General features: G+C 49.4%; 19 protein-coding genes. 13 read left to right on the top strand and 6 right to left on the bottom strand.

Annotated features, from left to right (window positions below; all coding sequences use genetic code 11):
- Positions 1 to 342: 342 nt before the first annotated feature.
- From POG22_RS02905 to POG22_RS02895, 3 genes are all read left to right on the top strand, one after another.
- Positions 343 to 468 (top strand): hypothetical protein, encoded by a 126-nt coding sequence (locus tag POG22_RS02905; protein WP_498903526.1) that lies wholly within the window; start codon positions 343 to 345, stop codon positions 466 to 468.
- 1,226 nt (positions 469 to 1,694) lie between these two features.
- On the top strand, positions 1,695 to 2,573 hold the full coding sequence (locus POG22_RS02900; protein ID WP_498903525.1) for an RHS repeat-associated core domain-containing protein: 879 nt from the start codon (positions 1,695 to 1,697) through the stop codon (positions 2,571 to 2,573).
- A 126-nt stretch (positions 2,574 to 2,699) separates the two neighbouring features.
- On the top strand, positions 2,700 to 3,362 hold the full coding sequence (locus POG22_RS02895) for a hypothetical protein (protein ID WP_498903523.1): 663 nt from the start codon (positions 2,700 to 2,702) through the stop codon (positions 3,360 to 3,362).
- Here POG22_RS02895 and POG22_RS02890 read toward each other — a convergent pair.
- On the bottom strand, positions 3,336 to 3,515 hold the full coding sequence (locus POG22_RS02890) for a hypothetical protein (RefSeq protein ID WP_498903521.1): 180 nt from the start codon (positions 3,513 to 3,515) through the stop codon (positions 3,336 to 3,338). The two genes, POG22_RS02895 and POG22_RS02890, sit on opposite strands and share 27 nt — an antisense overlap.
- A 39-nt stretch (positions 3,516 to 3,554) precedes the next feature.
- On the opposite strand from POG22_RS02890, the gene POG22_RS02885 reads away from it, so the two are divergent.
- The 6 genes from POG22_RS02885 to POG22_RS02860 all read left to right on the top strand — a co-directional run bounded on the left by POG22_RS02885 (position 3,555) and on the right by POG22_RS02860 (position 8,517).
- Positions 3,555 to 3,980, top strand: a complete 426-nt coding sequence (locus tag POG22_RS02885; protein ID WP_498903520.1) for an RHS repeat domain-containing protein — start codon at positions 3,555 to 3,557, stop codon at positions 3,978 to 3,980.
- Positions 3,874 to 4,881 (top strand): tRNA dihydrouridine synthase DusB, encoded by a 1,008-nt coding sequence (dusB, locus tag POG22_RS02880; RefSeq protein ID WP_498903529.1) that lies wholly within the window; start codon positions 3,874 to 3,876, stop codon positions 4,879 to 4,881. Before POG22_RS02885 ends, dusB begins: the two co-directional genes overlap by 107 nt.
- The gene (locus POG22_RS02875; protein ID WP_063717105.1) at positions 4,874 to 5,959 is read left to right on the top strand and encodes a bifunctional heptose 7-phosphate kinase/heptose 1-phosphate adenyltransferase; all 1,086 of its coding nucleotides are present in this window, start codon (positions 4,874 to 4,876) and stop codon (positions 5,957 to 5,959) included. The genes dusB and POG22_RS02875 overlap by 8 nt, the downstream gene beginning before the upstream one ends.
- A 1-nt stretch (position 5,960) precedes the next feature.
- Positions 5,961 to 6,380: a DUF2267 domain-containing protein gene (locus POG22_RS02870; protein ID WP_498903518.1), complete on the top strand. Its 420-nt coding sequence runs from the start codon at positions 5,961 to 5,963 to the stop codon at positions 6,378 to 6,380.
- A 96-nt stretch (positions 6,381 to 6,476) separates the two neighbouring features.
- Complete coding sequence (gene aroC, locus POG22_RS02865) at positions 6,477 to 7,586, top strand: chorismate synthase (protein WP_063717103.1); 1,110 nt, start codon at positions 6,477 to 6,479, stop codon at positions 7,584 to 7,586.
- Positions 7,587 to 7,668: 82 nt separating this feature from the next.
- Entirely contained in the window at positions 7,669 to 8,517 is an 849-nt protein-coding gene (locus tag POG22_RS02860; protein ID WP_063717102.1) for an MBL fold metallo-hydrolase, read from the top strand.
- 109 nt (positions 8,518 to 8,626) lie between these two features.
- Here POG22_RS02860 and POG22_RS02855 read toward each other — a convergent pair whose 3' ends face one another.
- Positions 8,627 to 9,298 (bottom strand): HEAT repeat domain-containing protein, encoded by a 672-nt coding sequence (locus POG22_RS02855; RefSeq protein ID WP_063717101.1) that lies wholly within the window; start codon positions 9,296 to 9,298, stop codon positions 8,627 to 8,629.
- A gap of 450 nt (positions 9,299 to 9,748) precedes the next feature.
- Here POG22_RS02855 and POG22_RS02850 point away from each other — a divergent pair, with 450 nt between their 5' ends.
- From POG22_RS02850 to POG22_RS02840, 3 genes are all read left to right on the top strand, one after another.
- Positions 9,749 to 10,882 carry a mechanosensitive ion channel family protein gene (locus tag POG22_RS02850; RefSeq protein WP_498903517.1) on the top strand — a complete coding sequence of 378 codons (1,134 nt, stop codon included), beginning with the start codon at positions 9,749 to 9,751 and terminating at the stop codon, positions 10,880 to 10,882.
- A gap of 84 nt (positions 10,883 to 10,966) precedes the next feature.
- On the top strand, positions 10,967 to 12,091 hold the full coding sequence (locus POG22_RS02845; RefSeq protein WP_017658792.1) for a mechanosensitive ion channel family protein: 1,125 nt from the start codon (positions 10,967 to 10,969) through the stop codon (positions 12,089 to 12,091).
- Between the two features lie 80 nt (positions 12,092 to 12,171).
- Positions 12,172 to 12,714: a hypothetical protein gene (locus tag POG22_RS02840; RefSeq protein ID WP_498903516.1), complete on the top strand. Its 543-nt coding sequence runs from the start codon at positions 12,172 to 12,174 to the stop codon at positions 12,712 to 12,714.
- Between the two features lie 16 nt (positions 12,715 to 12,730).
- Here the strand turns inward: POG22_RS02840 and POG22_RS02835 are convergent, their stop codons facing one another.
- The 4 genes from POG22_RS02835 to POG22_RS02820 form a co-directional block, all read right to left on the bottom strand.
- A complete protein-coding gene (locus POG22_RS02835) occupies positions 12,731 to 14,596 on the bottom strand; it encodes a sensor histidine kinase (RefSeq protein WP_498903527.1) in 1,866 nt (621 codons plus the stop codon).
- Between the two features lie 129 nt (positions 14,597 to 14,725).
- A complete protein-coding gene (locus POG22_RS02830) occupies positions 14,726 to 14,956 on the bottom strand; it encodes a hypothetical protein (protein ID WP_063717097.1) in 231 nt (76 codons plus the stop codon).
- A gap of 194 nt (positions 14,957 to 15,150) precedes the next feature.
- Positions 15,151 to 15,660 carry a GNAT family N-acetyltransferase gene (locus tag POG22_RS02825; RefSeq protein ID WP_498903514.1) on the bottom strand — a complete coding sequence of 170 codons (510 nt, stop codon included), beginning with the start codon at positions 15,658 to 15,660 and terminating at the stop codon, positions 15,151 to 15,153.
- Between the two features lie 136 nt (positions 15,661 to 15,796).
- A complete protein-coding gene (locus POG22_RS02820) occupies positions 15,797 to 16,816 on the bottom strand; it encodes an RNA polymerase sigma factor, RpoD/SigA family (protein WP_074170905.1) in 1,020 nt (339 codons plus the stop codon).
- A 359-nt stretch (positions 16,817 to 17,175) separates the two neighbouring features.
- Between POG22_RS02820 and POG22_RS02815 the strand changes: the two genes are divergently transcribed.
- Positions 17,176 to 18,027 (top strand): ABC transporter ATP-binding protein, encoded by an 852-nt coding sequence (locus POG22_RS02815; RefSeq protein ID WP_017658799.1) that lies wholly within the window; start codon positions 17,176 to 17,178, stop codon positions 18,025 to 18,027.
- Positions 18,028 to 18,517 lie beyond the last annotated feature (490 nt).

Below are 18,517 nucleotides of genomic sequence, written 5' to 3'. Positions count from 1 at the left end.
TCTAAAAACAATAACTAGCCAGATAACCAATCAATCAAATAACCTTTTAAGGTTCTGCTTGAAGCTTTTAAGAAAACAACTATTTTACAAGCACCTTATCTAGAGATTAAATTCAAAATCACTACGTTTTGGCCACTACCCTACGACGAACTCAACCGTCCCCGGCAGGTGGTTGGCTTCGACCCTTTAGAGGTGAGGATCTATGGCTCTTCGGAGTTTAGAGTGACAGAAAAACTAACTTCACGAGATTTCAAAGGTTTTGGCTCTCGAGTTCTCAATTTTTTGTATCGTTTTATACATTTGTAACCACAAACTCTGAAGACCCTACGGGGACTGCTCTGAATGGAGAAACCTCAAGGGGATTTGATGTTAATTTTAGTGGCATTCTTAGATTTAGTGGGTGCATCTCACTTTCGCAAAAACATCAGTTTGGGGTGGCAAAATTCCCGATTAGCACTTCCGGTATAAGATCCCCGGCATCTTGGAGATGCCGGGGATCTGGAAATTGAGTGCGCCCAATTCGATGAATTTACATTTTTGAGATGCACCCGATTTAGTTTTCCAGTTTATAACGTAGGAGATTTTCCGCAGCCCTGCACAAGCACTCCCAGCTAAAAAATAGTAATTCTCACCCCAAATCTAGATCGTGAATAACTTTTTTCATCTTTTTTACTATCCCAGCCCGTTCTATATAGTCCTTTTTTTGCCATGCATAATAGATGGCTATGCCTTTGGCGAGTGGGATAAAAAATTAGAAAACCTTCAAGACTACAGTACAAAAAAAAGGATAGTAGCGAGTCTATTAATGGTTGTTCAAGACATAATTTTTTTGCTTTTTCTGGTCATGAAATATGTGATAAATTTATTCAATATTCCTTATGAAAGCTATTTTGATAATGCAGCTATTGCGTTATCCTACATTTACTGTGCTTTTTATCTTGCTTTTTTATTAATAACTTTATACGTGGCTAAGAATGAAAATACATAATCCAGGGTCTTCTGGGTTTGCGACGATCGATGTAGCTTAGACAGAACTTACGCATTCATCCCATTTGTAGAGTGGGCAATGCCCACCCTACCCTACTGTAACGAAAAATGAGCCGAGACTTTGCAATGATTAAACCTATATCTCTGATTGCTTTTCTGATTTACTTGGAGACGACCAGATTTAACTACTGGATAGATTTATCTGTATTTATGATAGTCTGCACGATTTTTTCTATTCTTAGAATTTACCAAGAAGAGCGAAACATCGATTGTTTTAAAAAAATTGAAATATTGTTCTTTGGATACCTACATTCAGCAATCGCTTTTTTGTTTTTAGGACTTACAGAAAAATTGCAAATATATAAAAACTGGAACATTATTCGTAGCATTATGCTTTTATCTTTAGTTGTAGATTTTTTATGGTTTTTATACAGAGAGCCAAAAGTAATGAGTAGGTCATATAAGAACAAAGAGAGTACATTACAGCGTACAAAACGTTGATTTAGGGGTCTGTTGAAATTGAGGTAATAAGCAGAGTTTATGAAATTCCGAAGGCAGAGGTTATCGAGGAGTATGCACCGAACGGGGAAACTCAGGCGGCTTACGTGCGCGGTTTGGATTTGATTTCCCAGCAGCGTGGGGACGAGTCTCGATTCTACCTGCAAGACGGACACAGTGGCGTGCGCCTGTTGACGGACGAGTTGGGGATGGTGACGGATACTTACGAGTATGGGGCGTATGGTGAGGTTTTGAGTGCGACGGGTGCGACGGAGAATCCTTATCTTTATCGCGGTGAGTCGTGGGATTCCGAGTTAGGATTGCAGTATCTGCGATCGCGGTATTACGAACCGGAGACGGGGCGTTTTCTTAATACCGATCCGTTTGAGGGGATGGTGGAAAGTCCGGTTTCTCGCCATCGCTATCTTTATGGAAACGCTAATCCTGTTGTTTTTGAAGATCCGAGTGGGGAGTTTGCTAGTACACTTAGCGCTCCGGCTATTGCTTCAACCCTTTCTGTTGCACTATCAACAGTTTATTCAGTAGCTGCTCCTATCATTGGATTGTCAGTTGGACAGGCAACCGTATCTGTTGTTGGACAAACCGGTACAAACAACAGCTTAGAGTGGAAAGGAGACATTGAAGGAATTGATGCTAATTTCTTCGTGAGTGCAAATGGTGGTATATTATCTGCTCGAGCACTAGCAGCTACCAGGATTTTTGGATACGGTCTTTCTCGCCGTTTTTCAGGAAAGTGGATGATAGTCACTGATGGAATTAATACAGGAGCATTAGCGAGTATTGCACCAAATCTTGCTTTTATTGATAACAATGTAACACTTACTTCACCTAGAATAATTGGCGCACATCCAGGTACATTTACTGGAGGAGTGCTTTTCGGAGGCGCTGTATCTGGTCAATTTAGTATAATCACATTCACAGTGGGATTTGGCATAGGTCGATTTGATGATACGATCGATGTTGCAGCACCAAGTACAGACTTCAATACTGCAATCAACTTAAATGCTGGTATATCACTACCTATACGTGGGGAAGAAACGCGATTAGAACAAATTACTCCAGAGTAACAAGAAACCAAACATGGCGACTTCAATTAAATGTAATAGTGTAAGATAAAAAATTCGTTTGTCACAGATTTTAGTTGCCTATCTTGTTACTCATACATTGTCAAAAATCCATAGATACTAAAAACAATGATACAAGCAATATTGAACATTATAATTGTCGCTTCTTCAACACTTCTTCTTGTTTCCTATTTAGTTATCCAGAAAAAACAATCAGATATAAAAAAGGGAAAAATACCTAAAGTACTACAACAATTTCCCACGCATACATCTTCACAAGAAGAATACACAAAAACTAGATTGAAAATTGAAAATTTTTCTTCTTACTGTCTTGAGCATCAACAATCTATACTTCAATTAAATCAGTCAGAAATCAATACTGTTTATACACAGGGCATTAATTTGAACAAGTACAAGCCAGGAAAATATTTTTATTATGAAATACAAAATGATAGAATTATGGAATATATGATTCGGTGGCCAGCCTTTGGTCCTGCCTTTACTTTGTGCTACTTTGAAAAGAAAGAAATTTGGTACTCTTCTCAAGGTAAAGTCCTAGAACACCAGAATCTTTTAGGAACACAAGAAAATTCATTAACAAAGAAAGAAATTCAATTACCCATTCAATATTCTGCACTAATTGTTTTTATTTTTGGCGGTTCAATATCTCCAGATGGTTTTACTGATTTTAGCAAAACTGTTCAATATCAGAAAGCAGAAAAAATATTAAAAAGATTGAAAAAAATAGAAGTAAAAAATGGAATTCTAATCATAGAATCTCAAGGTAATTAAAACATATTCCATACCCTCTATCCCGACGACACCCCCGATACCCTTGAGGATAACCCCCGCAGCATCACCGTCTACGACAAAGGCGATCGCCGTCGCGCCTCCCTCGACGAAGCTGGACGAGTCACCCACTTCCGCTACAACGCCGTCGGCCAACTCATCGAAACCATCGCGCCGAACGCCGACGACAACGGCTTGACCCCCTTCTTCGAGGCGTTGGGACTGACGGGAAGCACCCTCGCCGATATCGATTGGACGCAGGTGGTCTATCCCGACGAGACGCCAAGCTATCTCGACGACAGTCGCTATCCCCGCACCACCACCGAATACTACGCCACGGGAGAAGTCAAAGCCCACATCGACGAACGGGGAAATCGTACCGAATACCGTTACGATGCTCTAGGTCGCCGCATCGAAACGATTTATCCCGATAAGACCCCCGATACCCTCGACGACAATTATGGAACGCCTTTCAACACCGCTGAAAATCGGCAACGTGGAAGTCAACAGCCGCGTGTTTCAATCGCCCCTGTCCGGCGTGACGGACTTAGTCTTCCGGCGGTTGGTGCGTCGCTACGCCCCAGAGTCCATGACTTATACCGAGATGGTACAAGCTTCTAGTTTGCAACATCTCAAAGAAGTCCCTCAAATTATGGAAGTCGATCCTGACGAACACCCTATCAGTATTCAACTGTTTGACTGTCGCCCCGACTTTCTGGGAGAAGCCGCGAAACTGGCGGTCGGTCAAGGGTCGGATACCATCGATATCAACATGGGCTGTCCCGTCAACAAAATTACGCGCAAAGGGGGCGGTTCCTCTCTGCTGCGTCAACCGGATGTCGCCGAAGCGATCGTCGAAGCCGTCGCCAACGCCGTGGAGGTTCCTGTCACCGTCAAAACCCGCATTGGTTGGTCTGACGACGAAATCAACATCCTTGACTTTGCGCGGCGGATGCAGAATGCGGGGGCGCAAATGCTGACGCTCCACGGACGCACGCGCAAGCAAGGGTATACCGGAAAAGCGAGATGGGATTGGATTCGTCGCGTGAAGGAAGTTTTAGAGATTCCCGTGATTGCCAACGGCGATATCAACTCCGTCGAATCGGCGATTCGCTGTTTGGAGGAAACTGGGGCTGACGGCGTGATGTGTTCGCGAGGGACGCTGGGATATCCGTTTTTAGTGGGCGAGATCGATCGCTTCCTCAAAACCGGAGAAGTCACGCCCCCCGTCACGGCGATCGCACGCTTGGAATGCGCGAAAGAACACTTACAGGAACTTTGGGAATATAAAGGCGAACGGGGAATCCAACAATCTCGCAAACACCTCGCCTGGTACTGTAAAGGCTTTCCGGGGGCGGGGACGTTGCGAGACCAGTTAAGTCGGGTTGAATCCGTGGCCTCCGGATGTGAAATAATCGATGCAGCCATCGATCGCCTGCGAGAGTCGACCCGACAACGATGCGTGCTATCAGGAGATTCTACCGAGCGCGATCGCGCTGCATTCGCCACTTGCTATGATTGACGCCAATTTTCCCAAGTTTCACGAGTTCGCCGAGCGACTGCGCGACGCCGAAGGGCGTTTGCTCGAACTCCTCGATCGCTTTTCCGAGGTATCGGTGTTAGTGGCCGGAGATCTCACCCTGGACGAGTTTTTAACCGGGGAAGTCGAACGCATTTCCCGAGAAGCCCCGGTTCCCATTATTCGCCACGAATCGACTCGTCGGGTTCCCGGTGGTGGAGCGAACGCCGTGTATAACTTAGCGACGCTGGGGGCAAAGGTGAAAGTGGCCGGACTCGTCGGCGACGACGAACAGGGACGCGCCCTCGTAGAGATTTTCAACAACGCGGGAATCGACACCTCGGGCATTTTCATCGACGAAGAACGTCCCACCGTTACCAAAACCCGCATTTCCGCCCACGCTCGCCAGTCCGTGACGCAGCAGGTGATTCGGGTCGATCGCAAATCCGACGCGCCCCCCTCCGTAGCGTTACAGGAAAAACTGGGGGCGTACATCGAAGAAGAAGCTAACAACGTCGAGGCGATCGTCTGTTCGGATTACGGCGACGGCGTGTTGACCCCCCGCGCGATCGAAGCTGCCCTGAAACATCACCGCACGATCGTCGATACCCAAAACAACCTCACGCGCTATGCTGGGGCAACCCTGTTTACCCCCAACGTTCCCGAAGCCGAAAAAGAAATCGGATACGCCATCGACAGCGAAAAAACCTTAATTGAAGCGGGGGTCGATTTACTCGATCGCACTAAAGCAAAGTACGTCCTCATCACCCGAGGCGGCGACGGGATGAGTCTGTTCGATCCCTCGAAAACCGTCGAAACCGTTCCCGCCTTCAACCGCACCGATGTTTTCGATGTAACGGGAGCCGGAGACACCGTCGTCGCCGCGTTAACGCTGGCTTTGTGTACGGGAGGATCGCCCTGGGAAGCTGTGGTATTGGGCAACCTGGCCGCCAGTATCGTCGTGCGCCAATTTGGAACCGCCACCACCACCATCGAAGAAATGAAAGCCGCCCTCGCTGGGGTTTTGGAAAATCTCGAGATGGAGTTCAGCACAGAGAAACCCCGAACCTACGGAAATTGAGATGCCAGTCCCCCCCGAATACGCACGAGCTTCCGATCGCTTCTATGAATATTTGATAGACGCCCGAGAGACAGCAGGTCTTTGGAGTACTCACGTCACCTATACGATGACGCAGGGAGTATTTCAGACCTTTCGTCGCCGACTCTCAACGCAAGAGGCGATCGCGTTTGCTAACGTACTTCCCATTGGTCTGAGAGCGCTTTTCGTGACGGATTGGGATACCAACGAGCCAAAAAAGCCTTTTGAAGATCGCGCAACGATGACCCAAGAGGTGAAGTCTTTGCGTTCGGAACACAATTTTTCAACAGAAACGGCAATTCGGGACGTGGCTCGAGCCTTGCGACGCCATATAGATGAAGAAGCCTTCGATCGGCTACTTGCGAGATTCCCAGAAGGTGCCATTGAGTTTTGGACGCCGTAAGGAGACTCGCTCGGTCTGACTGCCCGCCCCACAGTCTCTTTCGGGAACTGGGAAGCTGCTAAAATAAACAGGCTTTAGTCGTTTTCGATCGAGATCGTGGGAAACACCTTCGGGCATTTATTTCGGATTACAACCTTCGGCGAATCGCACGGGGGCGGTGTGGGTGTCATCATCGATGGCTGTCCGCCCCGACTGGAAATCTCCCAAGAAGAAATTCAGTTCGAGTTAGACCGACGGCGGCCGGGTCAAAGTAAAATTACGACCCCCCGCAAAGAGACGGATACTTGTGAGATTCTTTCGGGGGTGTTTCAGGGAAAAACGCTGGGAACGCCGATCGCGATCGTGGTTCGCAACAAAGACGCGCGACCCCAAGACTACAGCGAGATGCAGCAGAAATATCGCCCCTCTCATGCCGATGCCACTTACGATGCGAAATACGGCCTTCGCAACTGGCAAGGGGGCGGGCGATCGTCGGCCCGGGAAACCATCGGCCGCGTGGCCGCCGGAGCGATCGCCAAGAAAATTTTGAAAGAGGTGGCCGGGGTCGAAATCGTCGCCTACGTCAAGCGAATTCGCGATCTCGAAGCGGTCGTCGATCCCGAAACGGTCACGCTCGAACAGGTCGAACGTAATATCGTGCGCTCTCCCGACGGAGAATTTGCCGAAAAGGCGATCGCCGCCATTGAAGCCGCCGGACGAGAGGGCGATTCCCTCGGTGGCGTCGTCGAATGCGTGGCGCGTCGGGTTCCCCGAGGGTTGGGCGATCCCGTCTTCGATAAGTTAGAAGCAGAACTGGCGAAAGCGGTGATGTCGCTTCCGGCGACGAAAGGTTTTGAAATCGGATCGGGGTTCGCCGGAACCCTGATGACGGGAAGCGAACACAACGACGAGTTTTTCCGTGACGACGCGGGAAACATCCGCACCCGTACCAATCGATCGGGGGGCGTCCAAGGGGGCATTTCTAACGGCGAGAACCTGACGCTCCGCGTTGCGTTTAAACCCACTGCTACAATTCGGAAAGAACAGAAAACGGTCACGCGCGATCGGGAAGAAACCGTGTTGGCCGCTCGGGGACGACACGATCCCTGTGTCTTGCCTCGGGCTGTGCCGATGGTGGAAGCGATGGTGGCACTCGTCCTGTGCGATCGCTTGCTCGTTCATCAGGGACAGTGCGGAACGCTCGACGCCGATCGACCTCTGCGTTAAAACGCTATTCTGGTAAAAGGCAACGAGTTTGAGTTGTCTCGATCGCCAGCGATCGTCTTGTCGTCCTGTCCCCGACCGGTCTATGGAACCAGCTACCTCGTCTGAATTTATAGTGAAGTTTTGGGGCGTGCGCGGAAGTATTCCCACCCCAGGGAAAACCACGGTACGCTACGGCGGGAACACCTCCTGCGTCGAAATGCGAATAGGGGGAAGACGCACGATCTTCGACGGCGGAACGGGCTTGCAAGAGTTGAGCAAAGACTTAATGCGAGATCTCCCGCCGGAAACCTATATGTTCTTCACCCACTACCACTGGGATCACATTCAAGGGTTTCCGTTTTTTACACCCGCTTTTGTCGAGGGACACTGTTTGAAGATTCACGGGGCGGTTCCTCAAAACGGAGAATCCCTCGAGAAACACTTTACCGAACGCGTGCTACATACGAACTCGCCGGTTCCTTTAGCCGGACTGCACGCCGATATGAAGTTCGTGGATGTCGTCTGTGGCGAAGCGCTCCAAATCGACGATATTTCCATTGAAACGACTCCCCTCAACCACCCGAATACGGCGATGGGATATCGGATTAATTGGAACGGACGGTCGGTGTTCTACTGTACGGACACCGAACATTTTCCCGATCGCCTCGACGAACACGTCCTCGCCCTGGCGCAAGGTGCCGATCTGCTGATCTACGATGCCATGTACACGGACGAGGAGTATCACAACCCCAAATCTCCCAAGGTGGGATGGGGACATTCGACCTGGCAAGAAGGCGTTAAAATCGCCAAAGCAGCAGGTGTGAAGAATTTGGCCATTTTCCATCACGAACCCACCCATTCGGACGACTTTCTCGACGAGATGACGAAAGAGGTTCTCGACGCCTTTCCCAACGCCTTTTTAGCCCGTGAAGGTTTGGAGTGGCACGTTTGACCCCACAATTCCCTCGGGACGTTTCGTGCAACGCCCCAAGCTGCGTTGTAACACGGACATCCGATCGGTGAATCGCTGGAAGCGGTATCGCGCGGCATCGATCGCCCCATCAAACGCTGCTGTTTAAGCGTTGGAGAGACACCGTCGCCGCTTGGGAAACTTGGGGGTGACTGTCTTTTTGGAGGTATGCCAAGGCCGGGCGGCTTTTGGGGTGGTCGAGGTGCCCTAGGGCTTCAGCGAGACGCTGTCGCACGAGCCAGTCTTCCGAGCGGGCGAAGCGTAAAATGTCCTCGACGGCTTGCGTGGCACCGATTTCGCCGAGAGCAGCGATCGCCGCCTGTTGCAGTACGACTTCCTGGCTGTTGAGGGCGCGGACGAGAACGGAGTAGGCTTCGGGATTTTTCAGATTTCCGAGAGACACGGCGGCGCTAAACCTCACCAGCCAGTCGGTTTCTTCGAGAAAAGCGCGCACCAACGGCTCGAACGCGCGAGGATCTTCGAGGTAGCCCAGGGCGCCCGCAGCATCGGCGCGAATGCCGTAGTCGGGATCGTGACGCAGTAGATCGATGAGGATGTCGTAACATTCATCGGTTTGTTTGATGCCCAGGGCGAAAATCGCCATCGATCGCAGCGGCATATGTTCGTCGTTGAGGACTTTTTTAATGAGCGGTACGGCGTCAGTCGCGGGGACGTTTCGCAAAGACACCAGCGCCAACAGGCGATCGCGGGCGTTCTCGCTCTCGAGTTGCGTGGAAATCTGACTCAGATTAACGACACTCATGATTTGCGGCTTCGTAAAAAAACTTTACATTCTTTCTTATTTTAACGAGGTCTTTATTTTGCTGCCAATACATACTTATAAAATTTTGTCAACCCTAAAAATCGGAATCGATCGGCGATTCGATGTCGAATATTTCGCATAATTCTCAAAAAACGAGTATTATCGGAAAAATTAGCGAGATTTTATAGACCTCTCTAGATCCCCGGTATCTTGGAGATGCCGGGGATCTTATCCGACGGAGATCGCCTAAAGATATCCTCCAAGACAGACTCGAAAACTCTTTCTGTACGATTTTTCTCATATTTCAGTTTTGTTAACGCTTTCCTTTAAGTTTTCTTTACAAAACCATCTAGTCTTTCCCCAGAATTCAGGTAAAATCAATTCAGATTCGGATGACAAAACATCCTTTTTTACCCGCAAAAACGAGTTTTCAAAATCACCGAGTTGTTCATGAATAACTTTTTGAGATTCATCCGAGATGGTGCGGGATTTCCCGATACCATTCAATTGGGAATTGCGCTGCTTTTAGCGGTCGTAATTTTCTTGTTTTTTTTGTTAATGGCAGGTATTTCGTACTTACAACTATCTAAATTAAGTGATGCCTTAATTCGCAAAGCTGCCTCAACAGAATACGGAAAAATTTATCAAAACGTTATCGAACCAGACCGACAAAAAATTATCGCTCTGGTAATTCTCGCCCTCGCCGATAACGCCATCTTAGTCGCCCCACTTCCTGCTTGGGTGCGCGTGTTCGAGGTTCCTTTGGGATTGTCGATCGCAGGCGGTACGATTTCAGTAGGATTCAAAGCGTTCGATCGCTTTTTTGAAGATTATCTTCTCGGAATTTCTTTAGAAGACGAAAGCAAAATCAACACCGAACTATTGGCGTTAGCAAAGTTTTTAAGTAAAGCAGTTATTGTTTTAACAACAGTATTTTTATTTGCCCAAACCCACCGCGTCGATTTAGTGGGATTAGTTGCGAGTTTGGGAATTGGAGGAATTGCAATCGCTTTCGCCTCTCAAAAAGTTTTAGAACAGATTCTTTGGAGCGTCGTTCTCTATATCGATCGCCCCTTCGACGTAGACGACTACATTCATTTACCCGACGGAACGTTAGGTCGCGTCGAGTCGATTGGTTGGCGTTCGACTAAAGTTCGTTTGTCAGGAAAAAATACTCTCGTCATCGCACCTAACAGCAATCTCGCTCAAGTCAATATTGAAAACTTAACCTTAGCAAGGCGTATTATTTCGATGGTGAATATCACCTTTTTTTGTGCGATGACAAACGAAGAAAAAGCACTCGTTCGACAGCTTATTCTTTCGAGTACTTGCGATATTTTAGGCATCGACCATCAACTCACCAAAGTTGATTTTCAAGATTGGGTCGAACCGGACGGCGATCGCAAACAAGTACGAGCCAAAGTGACCTTCTTTATTTTAGGAGCGAGTGAAAACTCTGTAGAGCTTAGAAAAAATCTCCTCGAACTCGCTCGAGAAAAAATTATTTTGCAGCTTTACGAATATGGTATTAAATTTAAATTCGAGGTCGAGACGCTCGATATCGCTCAACCGATGAATATTTAAGCCATTTGCCAACCCTCCATAAAAGCTGTCTCGTAAGATAAAATCAAATAATTCTCTTAGGATTTCCTCTTCGCTGCGATCGCAATGGATCTCATTCAACTCGATCGGGATATTTCAAGCTACATAATCGAGCTAGCAATCCGGCTCGGTTTGTTTTTTGTTGCCGTCGTCATTTCTCCAGCACTCGGGCGATCGCTGACTTACCTGAGTCGCCTCGTTCTCCAAGTTACCCTCCATCGAATCGAAGTCGATCCCGACGATACCTTCGATCGCTTTATCAAACCCTTCCAAAACTATATCACTACCACGGGAACCCTTCTCTTTATTGCCCTGTCTCTGAATCTTCTCGTCAAATATCCCGAACTTTATACATTTCTCGGTTTCTTTGTCTACATGGCACTGTCAATTTCTTTGGCATTACTAGCCTCGAAAATCGTACAGCGCGTCATTCGCCAAGTCGCCATCGATCGCCTGCGACGTCGGGGTCAGGAAGTCAACGAAATTATTTTAGTTTTTGAAACCTTCACCAACATTATAATCGTCCTAATAGCCGTCGCGATCTTCGCTCAGGGATTGAAGCTGAATCTCGTGGCATTATCGGCGAGTTTGGGCATTGGCGGCGTCGCGGTCGCCTTCGCCTCTCGTCAAGCCCTCGAGCGACTCGTCGGAACCTTTGAACTCTATCTCGATCGCCCCTACGTCCCTGGAGAATACGTCCGCGTCAATTTCAACCCCTTTGCAGAAGACGTTTACGGTCGCATCGAATCGATCGGATTGAGGTCTACTAAAATTCGCACGGCGGCACAAAATACCCTCGTTATCGTTCCCAATTCGATGATGGCAGGGATGAAGATCGAAAATATTACCCGAGGTAAAAAAGTAATGGCGATCGTCTGTTTGGATTTTTACAAGCTGTTATCCGAAAGCGAAAAAGCCCTCGTTCAGCAAGCGATCGAAGATACGAGCGAATCCTTTTGGGGGATCGAGCGGGGCAGCACGCGCGTTCATTTTTCGCAACTTCCTAAAACACTCAGAAGTCGCGTCCGAGTGAGCTTTTTTATTTCGAGTTCTAGCCAAGATTCCTTAAACCTCCGCAAGCGCCTGTTAGAGTTGGCTAACGAAGAAATTGCCAACACTTTACTCGCCTATAATCTCAGCTTTACCGTACCGGAGTCGATGGTCTATCTCGATTCGCCCATGTCGATTTAAGGAATTGTTTAAATGACCGATCGGGACGTGAAATGTTTTAATTAAGAAGATCGTAATGGCGATGTCGTCTCACGAAACCTATGACTAATCCTTCCTCTGCTGGATCGGGTGACGACCGGCTAGATTTTGAGGTGTCTCCAGAAACCTATCTGGAAGCGCTTCAAGACGTGCAACAACAACAAGTCGAGCTGAAAGTCGATGTCGAACGCATTCACAAAGACATCGAGCGATTTCGGGTGTTCTTTCAAACCCTGGTGAGCGGCTTGCTGCTGGCGATCGCGATCGCCTTTGGCATTGCAATCTGGTATGCCTATCGCTCGTTTTCACAGCAGCAAATCGCTCGCCGATCTGTAGAGGACGTAACGGCGATGCAAGAAGACCTCGTGGCGGAGATCGATCGGCTAGAAAGTCGGTTGCAGCGGCTAGAACGGGATTTTCCCGATCGCCTCGACGACGTGACGAACGACGTAACCTCGAGTCAAATGGAACTCCGACGACTCCGCGATCGCCTCGACGCCATCGAAGCACAATTAGACAACTCGAACGACGACGCCACCCCCCCGGAAGAGAACTCCACAGAACCCGACGATGCGACACCGAGCGATCGTAACGGTCGCAACTGAACCATCTCGTGGCCGACTAATTTTCCAGCAAAATGTCGATCGTGTCGAGGGTGTCGCTAGTGGGAATCATCACCGGCTCTTGAAACAGCGGTACAGTAAACGTCACCGTCGAGCCGAGACCTTCCCCCATACTGTAAAAATGCACTTCGCCCCCCATCGCTTCGATGAGTTTTTGAGAAATCACGAGTCCGAGACCCGTTCCGCCGTACTGTCGGGTTCGGGAACCGTCCACTTGGCTGAACGTTTGAAACAGCCGGTCTTGCACCTCGAGAGACACGCCAATACCCGTATCGGCGACTTGGACTTTCACCATTCCCGGCAGCGTGCGATCTTTGACGACCACTTCGCGATCGATAATGTCGGTGGCGATGGTGATTCCCCCTTCGTGGGTAAATTTGATGGCGTTCCCCACCAAGTTCAACAGCACTTGCAACAGGCGTTGGTAGTTCCCGTACACGACGATGCGATCTTCCGTATCGGGAAGCTGCATTTGAAAATAAAGCTGTTTTTGTTGAACTTGGGCTTGAACGAAATCTTTGAGGTGGTTGAGTAGGTCTTCGAGATTGACGGGTTCGAGGTCGAGCTGCATTTTACCCGCCTCGATTTTGGCAATATCGAGAATATCGTTGATGATGTTGAGCAGGTGGACGGCGGAACGATAGGCTTCTCGAATGAATTCGACCTGTTCTTCGGGGTCGTCGGCCATCCCGTCGAGAATTAGCTTGAGAAATCCCATCATCCCGTTGAGAGGCGTTCGCAGTTCGTGGGAGGTGTTGGCGAGGAAGTCGCTTTTGAGGCGAGAGACTTCTTCTGCTTGTTGGCGGGCAATTTCGAGTTCTCGGTACAGGGTGGCGTGGGCGATGGCCGTTCCCACTTGGTCGGCCAGTTCTTCGACGATTTCGACTTCTGTGGGATGCCAGAGGGAGTCGGATTCGTCGGCTGGCGGCCGAACCGCATCGCTTTCGGCTCGTTCGAGGACGATCGCTCCGTTGACTTGTCCTTGGTGGGAGGTGGCGACGACGAGACGCGATCGCCGCGTTCCATCTTCCGCTCGACTTTCGACGATCGCCGTTTCCTGACGTACGATCGCCTGGTGGAAGTCAGCACGATCGGCCAGGGCGATATCGCGATCGAGGTCGTTGGGCTGGCTGCTGTCCTGAGTTGGAGATGTCGGACGAGCCACGTGTCGGGCGACGAGTTTCACCGATGCGGCGGCTGCATCGTATGCGTAGACCGAACACCGCCAAACGCTCAAGGCCGATCCCAAGCCGTTCGCGGTTTGTTGCCAGATGGTGTCGAGATCGAGGGTCTGGCGGATTTTTCGGGCGATTTGAGTTAGCAGTTTGGGATAGGAAATCCGCGTTAACAGTAAGTCGTAGTCGGAGGGAATCGATCGCTGGGTCGGGTGTAAGGCTGATTCGCGAACTAACAGCGAGGAGGTCGCGCAAAATTCCTCGATCGGACGGATGCGTCTTCCGATCGCGAGGACGCATGAGGCGGCAGAGCTGTCCGTTAATATCGGCGAGATCGTTAGCTCGAAGGGAAAAACGTGCGGCCCGCTTTCAAACAGACAGGTGATGTGTTTGGGAATCTTTCCGTCGAGAATTTCCCGAAGTTGGGCGAGATAGCTCACTCGATCGACTGGTTCGAACACGTCGGTCGCGTTTCCCTCGCCATTGGACTCCTCCGCGTTGGGGGAGGCCATCAATCCGTAATTACGAGCGTCTTTCCAAAAAAAGCAACGGTATTGACCGGAGCGATCTTGAATATAGGCGAGTTCGACTCCGAGAAACGAAAGATCGCTCGTCCTCTGGTCTTCCGTCTCAGTGTGTGAATTCGTCGGCGCCGCAGGCGGAATGCGGAAGTCAGCAAAAGAGGTCATCGAACCCACAGAAAAACAGTCAGCATCGAGAACGAAAGCGTTGAATCCCGAGTCGGCCTCGCACCTGAGTCTAACGGCTGCCATCGAAGTGCGATCGCCAATCCGACGCGACAGCCTCCGCGTTCGCGGCTAGTCGTTCCATTCTCCCCGAGGAGGTACGGGAGGATTGCGCTGCAAACGGCGACTGAGTTCCTCGTCGCGATTGGTTTCACCTCGGAGCCACTGACGAATCGCAGTCTCGATAATTTTGCTCGGATCGTTCGTTAGGTGTTCGATTTGTTCGAGCAACTCAGAATCGAGCTGGATCGACAGCTCCACTTGATGTTTGCCGCGCTCGGACGTAGGAGTCGGATCGGTCATAATGTCAGTTTAAACTTACCAACAGCAATCGGACAGGTAGGTGAAGGCGCGAGCGAGCCGTTTCACCTCACAGACAGTTCGCAGTAGCAATGGCATCTCGTCGCCCCGGTTTCGAGCAATTCGCGATCGCCAAATTCGGGGTCGTATCGCTCGGAAAGTCAGTTTGCGACTTCAGGTCTATTGTACAACTTACGTTATTTATCCGTACGAGAACTGGCTAAGTGTTGTAAGGCGCGATCGCTGACTCGACAAATTCGCCAGTCAGGTAACACGGACGCTCCAACTTTATCGTAAAAGGCGATCGCTGGAGCGTTCCAATCGAGAACTGCCCATTCTACCCGTCCGCATTGACGTTCTACCGCAATTTTCGCCACCTGTTGGATTAACGCGGTACCGATGCCCTGTCCTCGCTCCTCGGGAAGTACGAACAAATCTTCGAGATAAAGTCCCGCTCGCGTCAGAAACGTCGAGTAGGTCTGGAAAAACAGGGCAAACCCGACAATTCGGTCGTCCCGTTCTGCCACTAAAACCTCTGCGTAAGGACGTTCGCCGAACAAATGAGCTTTGAGGGTTTCGGCATCTCCGACGACCTGATGAGACAGCCCTTCGTATGCTGCCAAGGCTCGAATCAAACCGAAAACTGCATCGACGTCATCGACCCTGGCCGCACGGACTTTGACATTTGAATTAAAACCTGTATTCATTTTGAACGCTATCGCGATCTCGAACGGCGATCGCCACACTCAAGTTATTGTAGAGCCTAGAAAACGCGGGCGGCCAGCCACCCGCATTTATCATTCTCTTCCTTAAAAACCGATCTCTCCGGTCAGACCCTCGATCCTATTTCAACCAGCCACGCAAACGCTTCGCCACTTGCGGCCGACGCAGTTTTCGCATTGCCGTCGTTTGGATTTGGCGGACGCGCTCCCGCGACAAGTCAAACAGGTTACTGATTTCTTGAAGTGTCTGACGCTGACCCCCGTTGAGACCGTAACGGAGCGCCAGAATTTCGCTTTCCCGTGCCGTCAACGCTTCGTCGAGGACTTGACGCACCCCCTGACACATCATGTTTTCAGTGACTTGAGAGTCGGGGGATTTGTTGTCCGTATCCTCGAGGAGATCGAGAATTTCCGTGTTGTCTTCGTCGCCGACATAGTGGTTGAGCGAGAGCGATCGCTGGCTGACCCGTTGCAGTTGTTGGAGTTGCTTGGGCGACAACTCGAGCGCTTCGCTGAGTTCGGCCTCTGTCGGTTGGCGGTTGAGTTCCTGCCCGAGCTTGCGATAGGTTTTCTTGAGTTTGTTGAGTTTCTCGACGATATGAATCGGTAAGCGGATCGTTCTTCCGTCGTTGGCGATCGTGCGGGTAATTCCTTGGCGAATCCACCAATACGCATAAGTCGAGAACTTATAGCCTTTTTCGGGATCGAATTTTTCGGTGGCGCGACTCAAGCCTAAAGCACCTTCTTGAATGAGGTCGAGAAACGGCACGCCTCGGTTGAGATAGCGTTTGGCGATCGAAACCACCAGTCGCAGGTTCGATCGCACCATTTTTCGTTGTGCGATACGACCGCGTTGGATTCGCTTTTCGAGCTGTTCTGGAGTCGTTTCCATCGCATCGGCCAGTTCGGCGAGGCTCGGCTTGCGTCCCAAACGTTCGCTGAGTTCCCGACGCCGCTCTCGAACGCCAACGAGTTCGCGAACCTGGCGGGCGAGAGCGATTTCTTCATCGCGGCTCAACAATGGATATCTTGCCATTTCCTTAAAAAACGCACCGACCGCATCGTCTGAAACGTTTTTGGAATACCCGGTCGGACGAGCGGCAGCAATTGATGCGGTGCTGTCACCCTCGGATGTAGGCATGGATTGCGTTGGTGTCGTCGCCGTGTTCAAACTCACTCAGTCAGATCCCCCTTATTGGACTGCAACAGATCTCAATCTTTCGACTCAGATCTAATAATTTCTAAAATTTTTGTTTTTCTTAAGTAACTCTACGACTTTATTATAATACTTATTTTAGTTTTTTTGAATGATATTGTCAAATTTTTGTGCTGTATAACAACCACTGAAAATTGATTTGTTTTTTTAAAAGTCCAATTTTTTGAAACTTCCAAACATCTTTTATCGTAAGAAATTACGTTGTTTGATAACATCTATCTAAGGATAGAATCCCAACTCTACCTCGAGAACGACCTCATTGAATCCTCTCTCTACTTAGATACATGAAAGCTGCGGTATCGATCGAAAACCTGTACAAGAATTATAACAACGTTCCAGTTGTCAAAGACTTATCCTTTGCCATTGCCCGAGGTGAGATGTTCGGTTTGCTCGGCCCCAACGGCGCTGGCAAATCGACCACGATTCGGATGCTCACGACGCTCACCAAGCCGACTCGCGGGCAAATTGAGGTAGCGGGTTACGACGTAGTGCATCAAGCGCGATACGCCAAGCAGCGAATCGGTGTCGTCCTACAGCAAACCAGCGTGGATGTCGATCTCACGGTTTGGGAAAATATGGAGTATCACGGACGGTTGCACCATATTCCGAAAGTCGAGCGACAACATCGGATCGATCGCTGGCTCGACTACGTGGAATTGAGCGATCGTCGAGATGCGTTGGTCAAAACCTTATCTGGCGGGATGAAACGGCGGTTGCAAATCGCTCGCGCCTTATTACACGAACCGGAAATTTTGTTTCTCGACGAACCGACAGTGGGTCTCGACCCCCAAACGCGACGTCGGTTATGGGAGATTATTTTAGATTTGAACAAGCAAGGGATGACGATGCTGTTGACGACTCACTATATGGAGGAAGTCGAATATTTATGCGATCGCATCGGCATTATGGACAGCGGAGAGTTAATCGAATTGGGGACTTTAGAGGAGTTTCGCTCGAAACACGGAGAAGGAATCCTCGTCAAACAAACGGGCGATCGCCTCGAGTACCAATTTTTCCCCACCATCGAAGATGCCAATATCTATTTAGACAAACAACCCGATAAAACTGGAATGATGGTGCGATCGTCCAACCTCGAAGACATCTTCGTCGAACTCACAGGACGCCAACTCGACTAAAACGACACATCCAGTAATACGGAAGGGAGATGGGGGGATGTGGTGAAGACTTATTGAAACCCAGCTTATCCGAAATGGATTCCGTATTAAGGTGGGTTTCGCCTCATCCCTCTTCTGTCACTCTCGGAATGAAAAGTTCGATCGCAGCCGTTTAACGCTTGTCGAGGAGAGGGTTTGAGAAATATTTCGACTTGAATTCTACTTGAATTCTACTACAATTTGTAGGTAGACTTTATCTTTTTCTAATAGGATCTCACCCTGGTTTGACAGAAGAGAGTCATATGGAATCCGAATCTCAAACACTGGTTTTGCCTAACCCGACAAGTCTCTCTGTGTGTCCTCTGTTGTATCTCTGGGCGTGAAGAGTGCTTGAAAGCGAACCAAAAAGAAACCCCCTCAAGAGCTGAGGAGGTTTCTTGTAAAAAATTAACCTGGCACTGAGCTATCTTCCCAGGGGGCAACCCCCCAAGTATTTTCGCCGCTGAAGCGT

The organism is Geitlerinema sp. CS-897 (assembly GCF_028368005.1).
Taxonomy (GTDB): domain Bacteria; phylum Cyanobacteriota; class Cyanobacteriia; order Cyanobacteriales; family Geitlerinemataceae; genus Baaleninema; species Baaleninema simplex.
The sequence above is the reverse complement of the archived record's forward strand: the minus strand, read 5'-3'. Positions and strand labels throughout refer to the sequence as shown.